Source organism: Paenibacillus konkukensis (genome assembly GCF_023523925.1).
Classification (GTDB): domain Bacteria; phylum Bacillota; class Bacilli; order Paenibacillales; family NBRC-103111; genus Paenibacillus_S; species Paenibacillus_S doosanensis.
The window spans coordinates 7,657,385-7,671,665 of sequence record NZ_CP027059.1; the positions used below are offsets into that span (position 1 = coordinate 7,657,385).

The 14,281-nt window shown below is 51.3% G+C and carries 15 protein-coding genes; all 15 read left to right on the forward strand.

The genetic code is table 11. From position 1 onward, the window contains the following. The first annotated feature begins 4 nt into the window (after nt 1-4). The 15 genes from yfmH (at nt 5) to SK3146_RS33560 (ending at nt 14,228) form a co-directional block, all read left to right on the forward strand. Complete coding sequence (gene yfmH, locus SK3146_RS33490) at nt 5-1,291, forward strand: EF-P 5-aminopentanol modification-associated protein YfmH (RefSeq protein WP_249862866.1); 1,287 nt, start codon at nt 5-7, stop codon at nt 1,289-1,291. Next, nucleotides 1,288-2,052, forward strand: a complete 765-nt coding sequence (gene ymfI / locus SK3146_RS33495) for an elongation factor P 5-aminopentanone reductase (protein WP_249862867.1) — start codon at nt 1,288-1,290, stop codon at nt 2,050-2,052. Before yfmH ends, ymfI begins: the two co-directional genes overlap by 4 nt. Nucleotides 2,053-2,129: 77 nt before the next feature. Continuing rightward, the gene (locus tag SK3146_RS33500) at nt 2,130-2,378 is read left to right on the forward strand and encodes a DUF3243 domain-containing protein (protein WP_249862868.1); all 249 of its coding nucleotides are present in this window, start codon (nt 2,130-2,132) and stop codon (nt 2,376-2,378) included. Between the two features lie 195 nt (nt 2,379-2,573). Continuing rightward, complete coding sequence (locus tag SK3146_RS33505; RefSeq protein ID WP_249862869.1) at nt 2,574-3,317, forward strand: hypothetical protein; 744 nt, start codon at nt 2,574-2,576, stop codon at nt 3,315-3,317. A 109-nt stretch (nt 3,318-3,426) separates the two neighbouring features. Beyond that, entirely contained in the window at nt 3,427-4,191 is a 765-nt protein-coding gene (locus SK3146_RS33510; RefSeq protein WP_249862870.1) for a DUF3388 domain-containing protein, read from the forward strand. A gap of 38 nt (nt 4,192-4,229) precedes the next feature. Next, on the forward strand, nt 4,230-5,081 hold the full coding sequence (locus SK3146_RS33515) for a helix-turn-helix domain-containing protein (RefSeq protein WP_249862871.1): 852 nt from the start codon (nt 4,230-4,232) through the stop codon (nt 5,079-5,081). A gap of 155 nt (nt 5,082-5,236) precedes the next feature. Further along, nucleotides 5,237-5,728 (forward strand): YajQ family cyclic di-GMP-binding protein, encoded by a 492-nt coding sequence (locus SK3146_RS33520; protein ID WP_249862872.1) that lies wholly within the window; start codon nt 5,237-5,239, stop codon nt 5,726-5,728. A gap of 128 nt (nt 5,729-5,856) precedes the next feature. Further along, nucleotides 5,857-7,185, forward strand: a complete 1,329-nt coding sequence (gene rimO / locus SK3146_RS33525; protein WP_249862873.1) for a 30S ribosomal protein S12 methylthiotransferase RimO — start codon at nt 5,857-5,859, stop codon at nt 7,183-7,185. Further along, a complete protein-coding gene (pgsA, locus tag SK3146_RS33530) occupies nt 7,182-7,760 on the forward strand; it encodes a CDP-diacylglycerol--glycerol-3-phosphate 3-phosphatidyltransferase (protein ID WP_249862874.1) in 579 nt (192 codons plus the stop codon). The genes rimO and pgsA overlap by 4 nt, the downstream gene beginning before the upstream one ends. A gap of 72 nt (nt 7,761-7,832) precedes the next feature. Next, nucleotides 7,833-9,080 carry a competence/damage-inducible protein A gene (locus SK3146_RS33535; RefSeq protein WP_249862875.1) on the forward strand — a complete coding sequence of 416 codons (1,248 nt, stop codon included), beginning with the start codon at nt 7,833-7,835 and terminating at the stop codon, nt 9,078-9,080. A 181-nt stretch (nt 9,081-9,261) separates the two neighbouring features. Next, entirely contained in the window at nt 9,262-10,314 is a 1,053-nt protein-coding gene (recA, locus tag SK3146_RS33540; RefSeq protein WP_283942798.1) for a recombinase RecA, read from the forward strand. Nucleotides 10,315-10,394: 80 nt separating this feature from the next. Further along, nucleotides 10,395-11,111: a RecX family transcriptional regulator gene (locus SK3146_RS33545; protein ID WP_249862877.1), complete on the forward strand. Its 717-nt coding sequence runs from the start codon at nt 10,395-10,397 to the stop codon at nt 11,109-11,111. Between the two features lie 288 nt (nt 11,112-11,399). After that, on the forward strand, nt 11,400-12,941 hold the full coding sequence (rny, locus tag SK3146_RS33550) for a ribonuclease Y (RefSeq protein ID WP_249862878.1): 1,542 nt from the start codon (nt 11,400-11,402) through the stop codon (nt 12,939-12,941). Nucleotides 12,942-13,032: 91 nt separating this feature from the next. Further along, nucleotides 13,033-13,827, forward strand: coding sequence for a TIGR00282 family metallophosphoesterase (locus SK3146_RS33555; protein ID WP_249862879.1), 795 nt, complete (start codon nt 13,033-13,035; stop codon nt 13,825-13,827). Between the two features lie 140 nt (nt 13,828-13,967). Next, entirely contained in the window at nt 13,968-14,228 is a 261-nt protein-coding gene (locus tag SK3146_RS33560) for a stage V sporulation protein S (RefSeq protein ID WP_005550495.1), read from the forward strand. The last annotated feature ends 53 nt before the right edge of the window (nt 14,229-14,281 follow it).

The window sequence follows — 14,281 nt, forward strand, 5'->3', positions numbered from 1 at the left end:
GCAGATGAAGGCTATTCCGTATCCTCATGTAAAAGAAACCTTATATGTCGAGCAGCTGCCGAACGGTCTGTCCGTTTTTATTTTGCCGAAAGAAGGCTTCCAGAAAACGTATGCGACCTTCTCCACCAAGTACGGTTCCATCGACAATCATTTTCAAGTGGAGGGCGGGGAAGAGAAGCGGGTTCCCGACGGCATCGCTCATTTCCTGGAGCATAAAATGTTCGAGGAGCCTACGGGCGACATCTTCGCCGTATTCGCTTCGCAAGGCGCCTCGGCCAACGCCTTCACCAGCTTTGACCGCACAACCTATTTATTCTCGGCGACCGAGCATATTCACGATAATTTGAAGACGCTGCTTAATTTCGTGCAAAATCCTTATTTCACGGATGAAAATGTGGAGAAGGAAAAAGGAATAATCGGGCAGGAAATCAAAATGTACCAGGATAACGCGGACTGGCGCTCCTACTTCGGTCTGATTGAAACGATGTACCATACTCATCCCGTGCATATCGATATAGCGGGAACGGTCGAGTCGATCTCTCACATCACGAAGGAGCTGCTGTACGACTGCTACCATACGTTTTACCATCCGAGCAATATGAGCCTCTTCGTCGTCGGTGGAGTGAAGCCTGAGGAAATTATCGAGCTGGTCAGGGAAAATCAGGCGGCGAAAGTATATGAGCCGCAGGGGAACATCGCCCGCTACTTCGATCAGGAGCCTCCTGGGGTCAAGCAGAAGGAGAAGGTTACGATCCTGCCGGTATCGCTTCCCAAATGCTTGTTCGGCTGCAAGGAGCCGGAACAGAAAGCGGCGGGCAAGGAGCTGCTCAAGCGGGAGCTTTCGATGAAGGTGCTGCTCGATATATTGCTTAGCCCCAGCTCGAGCATATATCAGAAGCTGTATGACGAACAATTGATTTCGGACAATTTCGGAAGCGAATATAACATCGCCGAAAACTATGCTTTCTCCGTCATCGGCGGCGATACGAAAGACCCCGAGAAGCTGATCGCGCGCATTAAAGAAGAGATCGATCAAGTGAAGCGGGACGGTGTGCAAGCCGCGGACTTCGAGAGAAGCCGCAAAAAGAAAATCGGCGGCTTTATGAGACAGCTCAACTCGCCTGAAGCGATCGCCAATGAATTTACGAAGTACCGCTTTAAAGGAATCGAGCTGTTCGATATTTTGCCGGTGTATGAGCAGATGACTATAGAAGACGTGAATGAACGGCTTCGTCAGCATTTTGATTGGAATCAGTTGGCGGCTTCCATCGTAAGAAGCGAGAAGGTTTGAATCCAGGCGTGAGCCATAAGCCGTTTACCGAGCAGACGGTGCTGATCACCGGGGCAAGCAGAGGCATCGGCGCGGCGATTGCGCAGCGGTTCTCCACGGTGGGAATGAATGTGATCATTCATTATTTGCAATCCCACGAGGGGGCTAACGAAACGGCACGCAGCTGTATGAAGCACGGCGCCAAGGTGCTGACGGCTGCAGCCGATTTGCGCAGCAGAGAACAAATTGCAAGATTGTACGAAAAGCTGGATCATCACAATATGATACCGGATATTTTGGTCAACAACGCCGGTATCTCCCATTACGGGCTATTGTCCGATGTGACCGAAGAAATGTGGGACGATGTGATGGGCGTCAATTTAAAGGGCACTTTTTTGACTACGCAGCAGTTTATGCAGCCGATGATCAACCGCAAATACGGCCGAATTATCAACGTCTCCTCGATCTGGGGCATATCCGGCGCTTCCTGCGAAGTCGTATACTCTACGGCCAAAGGCGGTATGAACGCATTCACCAAAGCGTTGGCCAAAGAACTGGCGCCATCGGGCGTTACCGTCAATGCCGTCGCTCCGGGAGCGGTGGACACGATGATGATGGCCGGATTTGATTCCGAAGAGAAAGCCGCGCTGGAAAACGAAATTCCCGCAGGACGATTCGCCCAGCCGGATGAGATCGCTTCGCTGGTCTATTTCTTGGCGTTGCCAGAATCCGGCTATATTACCGGGCAAATCATAAGTCCCAACGGCGGCTGGCTGACTTAGCGAACTGCATATTTCGCCTCCTTTTTGCGAACATTAGTATTCGTAGTGATACTTCATCTAAAGGGAGGCTGACAACAATGGCAACAGCATTGAAGGTGTTCGATCGTTGGAAAGAATTTTTGGGCGATCGGGTAGAACAAGCTCAGAAGTCGGGAATGAGCGAAGATACGATCAGCAAGCTTGCATTCCAAATCGGCGAATTTCTGTCTGACAAGGTCGATCCGGAGAACAATGAAGAACGTATTTTGAAAGATCTGTGGGATGTCGCCGACGAGTCGGAACGCAAAACGATGGCTCGCCTGATGGTGAAACTTGTAAATAAATAAGCGATGTTACGAGCCTCCTGCCAAGGAGGCTTTTCCATGCCAATCATGGTATACTTAAAGGAAATGTTCCAAAGAAAGGCGGCAAGAAGAAGTTTGAGTACATGGAGATGGGCAAGATGTTCAGCAATCATAATGTGCGTACTATTCATTGTTAGCGGCTGCGGTAAAAATATACCCGCAATCGACCCGGCGCTTTTGCAAAACAAACAATCCGTGCTTCTCATTACGGAGCCGAATTTGCCGGATACGACCAAGTCGTTGATTTCCAAAACGCTGTCGTCTTGGAAGGATAAAGAGTTTATTGCGAATGAATGGCTCCCGGATGTCACGTCCTTGTCCGAAGAGCAGGTTAATAAAATTCATTCCGTAGCTTATGATTACATCATCGTAGCGGGCAATGGCCTCAATCAGCAGGTTTTGCCTTATATCGGAACGACTCCGGACAAAAAGTGGATTTTGCTGGATAACGCGATCGATCGTACGGAAACGCCGGTATCGGCTACCAATCTGGAATGGAAGAGAAGCGGCGCGGAGTTCATGCGTTCCCAATGGGGCGAATGGGTCAAACAGCAGCAGGCTATGGGCAAAGCGATTGAATGGATTACCGCATCGGCCAATCCGATCCCATCCGAATGGGCTCCTTCGGAGGAAGCGGAATATATTTCGCTCTCCGATGCTGAGGGATGGTACCCGCAATTTCAAAATCAGGTGAAGCAGCATGCTCCTGACTGGATAGCGGTATACTCGCCGCTGGAGGCGAACGTGCTGCAGCGGATGAAAAATTTGCAGGTACCCGTGATGAATATGGCCGCGACCTCGGTCGCGCTGAAATGGGATACCGTGCTTAACGGTATTTTGGACCAGATGAAAAATAAACGGTGGACGCCGGGAATTCAAAACTATACGGATCAGGAAATTACGATTAACAAGCCGCAGTAAACTTTTTCTGAAAACGAGAAGGAATTTAGCGAATTTTGTAGAATATTTTCGTAAGATGTTACAAAATATGAAAAGATGCGCACTGAACATCAACGACGAGGTGTAAATAATGGAAACGAAGCAATGGTACATGGAATACCGAATTCATAAAAACCGTCCCGGTCTGTTGGGAGATGTCGCTTCCTTGATGGGGATGCTCGATATAAACATCGTGACGATTAACGGGGTAGAGGACCGCACTCGCGGCATGCTGCTGCAAACCAATGATAATGAAAAAATCGAATTAATGGGTAAAATGTTGAAAAAAGTGGATAATATAACTATAACGGCCCTTAGGGAACCCAAATTGGTAGATATTTTGGCCGTCCGCCACGGACGCTATATCGAACGGGACTCGGATGACCGTAAAACCTTCCGCTTTACCCGCGATGAGCTTGGCTTGTTGGTCGACTTTCTGGGGGAAATTTTCAAGCAGGAAGGCAATCAGGTTGTCGGACTAAGAGGAATGCCCCGCGTAGGCAAGACCGAGTCGATCATCGCAGGCAGCGTATGTTCCAATAAACGCTGGACGTTCGTTTCGTCGACGCTGCTTAGACAAACCGTGCGCAGTCAGCTGTCGGAAGATGAGATGAATGCGAATAACGTATTTATTATCGACGGGATCGTTTCGACGATTCGCTCGAATGAGAAGCATCATGTGCTTCTGCAGGAAATTATGAGCATGCCTTCCACTAAGGTCATCGAGCATCCGGATATTTTTATCCGCGAATCCCAGTACACCTACGATGATTTTAACTATATCGTGGAGCTGCGCAACAACCCGGATGAAGAAATTTCGTACGAAAGCTTTATCAGCGGGTTCGATGAATATTAATACGAACATATCAGCCGCAACGGAAAGAGGGTGACAACATGACGGATCTTGGCCAACTGCTGCGAAAGGCAAGGTTGGATAAAAAAATATCGCTGGAACAATTGGAAGAAACGACGAAGATTCGCAAACGTTATCTGGAAGCGATCGAGGACGGGGACTATAAGGTCTTGCCGGGCAATTTCTATGTGCGGGCTTTTATCAAGAGCTACGCGGAAGCGGTGGGAATGGACCCGAACGAAGTGCTTCGTATGTATCAAAACGTGATTCCGACTCCCGAGCCTGAGCATATCGAGCCGATCCGGGCCAAAAGAACGGGGCGAAACACGGAAAAGATCGGGAAATACGCTTCGACGATCATGATGGTTTCCTTTGTAATTCTCATTCTGGGGATCATCTATTACTATATCAATGCGAATTATAACGGCAAGCAGCAGGAAGCGGGCGCTTCGAACGAGCCTAACCGGGTGACGGATAAGGGGGAGCCCGCCTCGGTGACAGGCGATACATATGGAATTTCGCTGAATGCATCGACGCCGACGCCTACTCCTACGCCGACCCCGCCACCGGCGCCGCAGGTCGATGTTAAGCTTGTGAAAAGCCAGAACGGAACCGACTTCTATTCGGTCAGCAATACCGACAAGCTGAAAATCGAAATGAAGGTTACCGGCGACGCCTGCTGGGTACAGATCGATTCGCTGGGAGAAACGCGGAAGACTCTCGAACAAGGAACTTACACGAGCGGTGAGGCTCCTAATTGGGAACTCGACAATTCGGCGTTTATGATCTTCGGACGATCCAACGCGGTCGAGCTTACGGTGAACGGCACGTCGATTACGGTCGGCGATACGCCGAACGCGAAGCGGATTCAGATCGATTTGGCCAAAGCATAAGGTTTATGGGCTGCGCTTTTCGGGCAGTCTGATGAGGAAGCGCGCAGCCCGAAAGTTGATGCAAGCAAGGAAAGGCACCCGAAAGCGTTGGCTAAGGTGTCTTTTTGTGTTATTCTCTGGGTAGAGGAAAAATCAGGATAAAGGATGAGTGAAGAATGAGTTCCGAAAGTTCGTTTGATATTGTCTCCAAAATGGATATGCAGGAATTGAACAATGCGATTAACCAGGCGGAGAAAGAGATTTCGACCCGCTTTGATTTTAAGAACAGCAAGAGCAGCATCGCTCTGGAGAAGGAGGAGCTGGTCATTGTCTCCGACGATGAATTCAAGCTGCAGAACGTGCTCGATATACTGCACTCCAAGATGGCCAAGAGAGGCATCGCCTTGAAAAATCTGGAGTACGGCAAGGTAGAGGGAGCCTCTTCAGGAACGGTTCGCCAGCGGATCAAGCTGAAGCAAGGCATCGATCAGGACAATGCCAAGAAGATCAACATCCTTATCCGCGACTCTAAGCTGAAGGTGAAGAGTCAGATTCAAGGAGAACAAATCCGCGTAACCGGTAAAAACAAGGATGATTTGCAGCAAATTATCCAGCTTCTCCGCAAGGCGGACTTGCCTTTGGAACTGCAGTTTCTGAACTTCAGGTAAGCTTTTTCGGGAGCGTTTGCCCTTGCTCCTAGCTTTATGCGGCTGCGAGGGCCCTTTTTTGACACTCTTTATACCCATGTATTATACTTGAGACAAAATAGTAGGGCTTGAACATTGGAGGATTTTACATGACAGAGAAAGTGAAGGTAGTTACGCTTGGTTGCGAGAAAAACCTGGTCGATTCGGAGATTATGTCAGGTTTGGTTCACGGGCGCGGCTATGAATTGGTCGACGATAAAGAAGAGGCCACCGTTATCATTGTCAATACATGCGGATTTATCGACGCCGCCAAAGAGGAATCGGTAAATACCATTCTCGATATGGCCGATCTGAAGCAGACGGCGAATTTGAAGGCATTGATCGTATCCGGATGCCTTACGCAGCGGTACAAGGAAGAGCTGATGAAGGAGATGCCCGAGATTGACGGGATCGTCGGTACGGGTGATTTTTATAAAATCAACGAGATCGTCGATGAGGCGCTGGCCGGCAAAAAGCCGATCCACGTCGGCAATCCTATCTTTAATTACGAGGCTTCGCTGCCCAGACGCGTAGCGACTCCCCGCTACACCGCTTACGTCAAAATCGCCGAAGGCTGCGACAATGCCTGTACCTTCTGCAGTATTCCGATCATGCGGGGCAAATTCCGCAGCCGGAGTATCGAGTCCATTATTGCAGAGGTAGAGCAGCTTGCCGCGCAGGGTGTCAAAGAAATCAGCCTGATCGCACAGGATTCGACCAACTACGGCACGGACTTGTACGACGGTTTCATGCTGCCCACGCTGCTGAACCGGGTCACCGAAGTGCCGGGCATCGATTGGGTGCGCCTGCATTATGCTTATCCCGGATTTTTCACCGATGAGCTGATCGATACGATCGCAAGCAACCCGAAGGTGTGCAAATACGTCGACATGCCTCTGCAGCATAGCGAGGACAGCATTCTGAAACGGATGAGAAGACCGGGAAGACAGCGGGACGCGCGGGAGCTGATCAGCAAGATTCGTGCCAGAATCCCGAACGTTTCCTTGCGAACTTCGCTGATCGTCGGTTTCCCCGGAGAGACGGAGCAGGATTTCGAGAATTTGAAGCAGTTTATCCGCGAGGTGGAATTCGACCGTCTGGGCGTGTTCTCTTATTCCAAGGAGGAAGATACGCCGGCGTCCCGCTTGCCTGACCAGGTGCCTGATGAAGTCAAGGAGTACCGCGCGAATACGTTGATGGAGATTCAACGCGAAATCTCGAATCTGCGCAACGGCAGCCGGATCGGCCAAGTCGTCGACGTGCTGATCGAGAAGTATGACGGCAGAAGCGACGTATATGTCGGCCGGACGCAATACGACGCTCCGGAAATCGACGGAGAAGTGTTCGTGAAAGGCGCCAAGCTTCAAATCGGTGAATTAGCCAAGGTTCGTATTACCCATTCGTTCGAGTTTGATTTATCCGGGGAGGTTGTGGCATGAACCTGGCCAATCGGATCACTTTGGCGAGGATCTTTTTAGTTCCCATCATTATGTTTTTTTTGCTGGTGAACGTGAAGTTTCCTCATATCCGAATCGAGCAATTCGTTATTACCTACAACCAGATCATTGCCGCATTGATCTTCATCATTGCCGCCAGCACGGACAGTCTGGACGGCTACATTGCGCGCAAGCGCAAGCTGGTCACCAATCTCGGGAAGCTGCTGGACCCGCTCGCGGATAAGCTGCTTGTGTCCGCCGTGCTCATTTCTCTGGTGGAAATGGGCAAGCTGGGCGCCTGGATTGCGATCGTCATCATCAGCCGCGAATTCGCGGTAACCGGCTTGCGCCAAATCGCGCTCGTGGAAGGCCATGTCATCGCGGCGAGCAAATGGGGGAAATGGAAGACGGCGACGCAGATTACGGCGATTATCGCTTTGCTGATCAATAATTTTCCGTTTGCCTTCATCAATTTCCGCTTCGATATGTTCGCCAGCTGGATCGCGGCAATCATCACGGTCTATTCCGGTTTCGATTATTTCGTAAAAAATAAGCATGTCCTGAATTTCAGCGATTGAAAAACAGTAGGTTTATCCTATTGTTTTTTTGTTGCCCGCTAAAACCCGGACTTTGAGAAGGAGATGTCGAAGATGAAGGCAGAGATTATCGCCGTAGGAACGGAGTTGCTGCTCGGTCAGATCGTGAATACGAACGCGCAGTTTTTGGCGCAAGGCTGCGCCGATCTGGGGGTTACCGTTCACTTTCAGACGGTGGTGGGAGACAATGAGGCGCGCTTGATTGAAGCGCTCGGACTGGCTTCCGGACGGGCTGATCTGGTTATATGCACCGGAGGGCTGGGGCCGACCCAGGACGACCTGACCAAGGACGCGCTGTCCGCCTATTTGAACCGCCAGCTGATTTTGCATCAGCCGTCGATGGACAAAATAGAGACTTTTTTCCGCGATCGCGGCATTCATATGGTCGAAAGCAACCGGAGGCAGGCGCTGATGCCGGAAGGCAGCGATCCTTTGCCGAATGACGCGGGGATGGCCGTCGGCACGGCGCTGACTCAGGACGGGACCCACTATGTGCTGCTGCCCGGTCCGCCGAAGGAAATGAAGCCGATGTTCGAGCGCTATGCGGCCGCCTGGATTTCGACCAAGCTGGACGGCGTGCACCCGCTGCACTCCCGCATGCTGAAGTTCGCCGGAATCGGGGAATCGTCGCTTGAACACGAGCTGCTCGATCTGATCAAGGAACAGTCGGACCCGACTATCGCTCCTTATGCGAAGGAAGGGGAGGTTGCGGTCCGCATCACCACCCGCGCGGCCTCCAAAGAGCAGGCGGACGCCAAGCTGGACCCGCTGGAAGCGGAAATCCGCAGCAGGCTGGGGGCCTACATTTATGCATCCAGGGACATTAGTCTGGAGCAGGCGATCGTTCGGATCATGCAGGAGAGAGGGCTGAAGCTGTCGGCGGCCGAGAGCTGCACCGGAGGCTTGCTCAGCGACATGATCACCGCCGTGCCCGGAAGCTCCGCCGTCTATCAGGGAGGCATCGTCTGCTATACGAACGAATGGAAGCACCGGCTGCTGGGCGTTCCTATGGACGTGCTCGAAGGGACGGACGCTCCGGGAGCCGTCAGCGAGAAGGCCGCGCGCCTGCTTGCCGAGGGGCTGCTGCAGCGTTCGGACAGCGACTTTGCCGTCTCCATCACGGGCGTAGCGGGCCCGGGAACATCGGAGGGCAAACCCGTCGGACTCGTGTACGTCGGCATCGCCCGCAAGGGCTGCGCAACCGAAGTTGCGCAGCTGGCGCTCTCCGGCACCCGCGACATCATTAAGCTGCGGGCGGCGCGAAGCGCCCTGTACCGGCTCTGGAAGCTTCTATCAAATTAGCGCTTGATTAGTGCCCCGGCATTGTAATATAATAGTTTTACGGAAGAACCGTGACAATGGCAACTTGTTGCGGTTTTTATTTTGACTGACAATCGAATGTATGTTCGCAAAAAATGCTTGGCAATAGAGACAAAACAAGTTATCATAGAAGTATCCAATACGAGAAAAGGAAGTGACCGTTTTGACAGATCGGCGCGCAGCACTGGAAAATGCCCTTCGTCAAATTGAGAAGCAATTTGGCAAAGGCTCTATTATGAAACTGGGTGAATCCACCCACATGCAGGTTGAAACGATTCCGAGCGGTTCCCTCGCTCTTGATATTGCGCTGGGCATCGGCGGTTTCCCTCGCGGTAGAATTATAGAAGTATACGGTCCGGAATCTTCCGGTAAAACGACGGTTGCCCTGCATGCTATCGCAGAAGTGCAAAAAGCGGGCGGACAAGCCGCTTTCATCGACGCGGAGCATGCGCTCGATCCATCGTACGCCAGCAAGCTGGGCGTCAATATCGACGAGCTGCTGCTGTCCCAGCCGGACACCGGGGAGCAGGCGCTTGAGATTGCCGAAGCATTGGTGCGCAGCGGCGCCGTTGATATCGTCGTCATCGACTCCGTAGCGGCTCTGGTGCCGAAGGCCGAGATCGAGGGCGAGATGGGCGATTCCCATGTCGGTTTGCAGGCTCGTCTGATGTCGCAGGCGCTGCGCAAGCTTTCCGGCGCTATCAACAAATCCAAGACGATCGCGATCTTCATCAACCAGCTTCGCGAGAAAGTCGGCGTCATGTTCGGTAACCCGGAGACAACGCCGGGCGGCCGCGCTTTGAAATTTTATTCATCCGTCCGTTTGGACGTACGCCGTGTGGAAACGATCAAGCAAGGTAACGACATGGTAGGTAACCGCACGCGGGTGAAGGTCGTTAAGAACAAGATGGCGCCTCCGTTCAAGCAGGCCGACATCGATCTGATGTACGGCGAAGGCATTTCCCGTGAAGGAAGCATCATCGATATCGGCACCGAGATGGACATTGTCCAGAAGAGCGGAGCCTGGTATTCGTACAACAACGACCGTTTGGGTCAAGGGCGCGAAAATGCGAAGCAATTTTTGAAGGAAAATCCTCATATCGCTGATGTGATCGAAAAGAAAATCCGCGATAACAGCAACTTGATCGTCGCTAACGGCTCCGATCTCGCCGAGAAGGATGAGGAAGAAGAAGCGGATTTGCTGGCATTTGAATAACATTTGAATAATATAGGAACAGAAGGCGCCTGTACTTTGGTATAAGGTGCCTTTTCTTCAATTTGAGGTGTTTGAGACTATTGGAAACGGATAACGTTAGGGAAACCGAACAGCAGGACGCAGTTCGATGCGGCACGATAACGAAGATCGAGCGACAGAAGCGGGTCAAAGACCGCTATAACCTGTATATCGATGATCAATACGCTTTCTCCGTGCACGAGGATGTGCTGATCAAGCATAGGCTGGTCAAAGGCGCGGAGATCGGCGTAGAGCATTTCAGAGCGATTGCGCAGGCTCAGGAGCGGCAGCAGGCTTATGTGGACGCCATCCGGCTCCTCTCCTTCCGTCTGCGCTCCGAATACGAGCTGAAGGCGCGGCTCAAAGAAAAGGGATACGATCCGCAGGTGGCTGCCGAGACGCTGGAGAGGCTAAGGCGGGAACAGTATGTCGATGACAGTCAGTTTGCCGAGCAGCTGGCCATGCAGCGCATTCGCTCGCAGAAAAAAGGCCGCAACTGGGTTAGGCAGGAGCTTCAGCATAAGGGGCTTCAACCCGAGCATATCGCCCAGGCGCTGGAGCAAGTAGACGAGGAGACGGAATACCGGTACGCTTTTGAGCTGGCGTTCAAAAAATACCGTTCGGACTTCGCAGAGGACCCTTTGAAGGGCAGAAGGAAGGCCGCCGGCTTCCTCATGCGCCGGGGATATTCATCGAGGATTGCCACTCGCGTCATAAGAGAGCTGGGTCTAGCTTACGGAGAGCTTGATCTGGAGGAAGCCGACTATGAATTTGAATAAAACAATGGAAATGCGATTCCGTCAAACCTGCGCCGCACGGCGGCTTGCCGGGATTCGGCGTGTTCCGGAGCAATCATTTCTGCGGGGGACACCTTGACAAGCTTCTTCGACAAAAGATAAAATAATCATGTATATTTTTATACACAGAATCTTCCTGCAATGCTTGAGCGGGAAATTCACAAAGTAAAATCGCCAATTTTTACTTTATCTTAAGCTTGTTATGCGGATTAAAAACCATACTGTCCCAAGCTTACCCCTTGGAGAAACAACGAGGAGGTGAACTGGATCATGCATCCGGCCATCTGGATCTTACTCATTCTCGTTGTTGGTGCGCTATGCTTTTGGATTGGTTATTTTATCCGCAAGTCCCTTGCAGAAGCGAAAATTTCGAGTGCCGAGCAAGCCGCTGAGCAGATTAAAGAAAATGCTAAGAAAGAAGCGGAGGCATTGAAGAAAGAAACGGTTCTGGAAGCCAAGGATGAAATTCACAAGCTCAGAACCGAAGCTGAAAAAGACATTCGTGATCGTCGAAATGAAACACAACGACAAGAGAGACGATTGTTGCAAAAAGAGGAATCGCTGGATAAAAAATTAGAAGCCCTAGAGAAAAAAGAAGAGCAGGTCGCCAACAAAGAGAAAAGAATCGAAGAAACGCAAGCGCAAATCGACGAGATTTACAAAAATCAAGTTGCCGAGCTCGAACGGATTTCCGCCCTTACGATGGAGGACGCGAAGCAAATTATCCTCACGAACGTAGAGCAGGAAGTTCGCCATGAAACGGCTCAGCTCATCAAGGAAATCGAACAACAGGCCAAAGAAGAGGGCGACAAGAAGGCGCGCGAGATTATTACGCTGGCGATCCAGCGTTGCGCCGCCGATCACGTTGCGGAAACGACGGTTTCTGTCGTATCGCTGCCTAACGAAGAAATGAAAGGCCGCATTATCGGCCGCGAAGGAAGAAACATCCGTGCATTGGAAACGCTGACGGGCATCGATCTGATCATCGACGATACGCCTGAAGCGGTAATTCTTTCCGGGTTTGATCCTATTCGCAGGGAGATTGCCCGCACTTCGCTTGAAAAATTGGTTGCCGACGGACGTATACACCCTGCCCGCATAGAGGAAATGGTCGAGAAGTCGCGCAAGGAAGTGGATGAGCGGATTCGTGAATACGGGGAACAAGCTACATTCGAAACCGGCGTTCACGGATTGCATCCGGATTTGATCAAAATTTTAGGCCGCTTGAAGTTCAGAACCAGTTATGGACAAAACGTATTGAAGCATTCGATGGAAGTGGCCTATTTAACCGGATTAATGGCTGGAGAGCTCGGGGAAGACGTGACATTGGCGAAACGTGCCGGTCTCCTGCATGACATCGGTAAAGCTTTGGACCACGAAGTCGAGGGTTCACACGTTGAAATCGGTGTTGAAATTGCCAAGAAATACAAAGAGCATCCGGTTGTCATTAACAGTATTGCATCCCACCACGGCGATTGCGAAGCCACATCGGTCATCGCTATGCTGGTAGGCGCAGCGGATGCGCTGTCCGCGGCCCGTCCGGGAGCGCGGCGCGAAACGCTGGAGACTTACATCAAGCGTCTGGAGAAACTGGAAGAAATTTCCGAGTCCTTCGAAGGCGTCGAGAAGTCGTACGCGATCCAAGCAGGCCGCGAAGTACGCGTGATGGTGCAGCCGGAGAAAGTCGACGATACGGAAGCGTTCCGTCTCGCTCGCGACATTACCAAGAAAATCGAGAGCGAGCTCGATTATCCGGGTCACATCAAAGTCACTGTGATTCGCGAGACCCGCGCGGTCGAATATGCAAAATAAGCAACTGCATACACTAAGATGAAAAGTGGCTGAATAAGCCACTTTTCTTTTCCCTCAAAAGGGATGTTCCAACAGCGAAGGGAGTCGTACCATGAGAATTTTATTTATCGGCGATATCGTAGGCTCGGTCGGACGCAAAGCCGTCAAAGCCTGTTTGCCGGGCCTCAAAGCCAAGTATAATCCGACGGTGGTTATCGCCAACGGCGAAAACGCGGCCGGAGGGAGAGGAATCACTTCCGCAATTGCGAAGGAATTTTTCGAGCTTGGCGTGCACGGGATTACGATGGGCAACCATACATGGGATCAGAAAGATATTTTTGATTTTATAGATGATGAGGAACGGATCGTGAGACCGGCCAACTTCCCCAAAGGAACTCCCGGCCGCGGACATACGACGATCAAAGTTAAAGACCAGGAGCTCGTGATCGTCAATCTTCAGGGGCGCACTTTTTTGCCGCCGCTGGATTGCCCGTTCGAGAAAGCGGACGCCATCCTGGAATCGCTCAAAAAGAAGCATAAATATATACTGGTCGACTTCCATGCGGAGGCTACCTCTGAGAAGCTCGCAATGGGTTGGCATTTGGACGGAAGGGTGTCGGCAGTAGTCGGTACGCATACGCATGTTCAAACCCATGACGAGCGAATTTTGCCGTCAGGAACGGCCTATGTAACCGATGTCGGGATGGTCGGCCCGCGCGACGGAATTTTGGGGATGGACCGGCAGGCCGTTCTGCAAAAATTTAAAACCCAGCTGCCCGTAAGATTCGTCGTAGATGAGGGCAAATGGCATTTTCATGCCGTTTGTATCGATTTGGACCCGGCGACGGGGCTCGGTACGAAAATCCGGCTGATCCGAATGGACGAAGATCAATTCATATTCGAATAAAAATAGGCAGTCGCGCATAAATTGACGCGCAATTCGCAATTTTTAGTATTTACTATCTTCGGGAAGAAGGAATTAACGGCAATTTCCTAGAATATGATTAGTACTGGAAGCAATCCATCATTCCCGAGGAGGTACTTTTCATGGAAGTATTAAAAGTTTCAGCAAAGTCCAATCCTAACTCCGTAGCCGGCGCGTTAGCAGGAGTATTGCGTGAACGCGGTGCAGCTGAGCTGCAGGCAATCGGGGCTGGGGCTCTCAACCAAGCGATTAAGGCTGTAGCGATTGCACGAGGATTTGTGGCTCCCAGCGGGGTTGATTTGATTTGCGTACCAGCATTCACCGATATTGTTATAGACGGGGAAGACCGGACGGCCATCAAGCTTATCGTAGAACCGAGATAAATTGCTGAAACTTTTATTTGATTATGCAGCCTTAACGCCTGTTTACTTTGTAG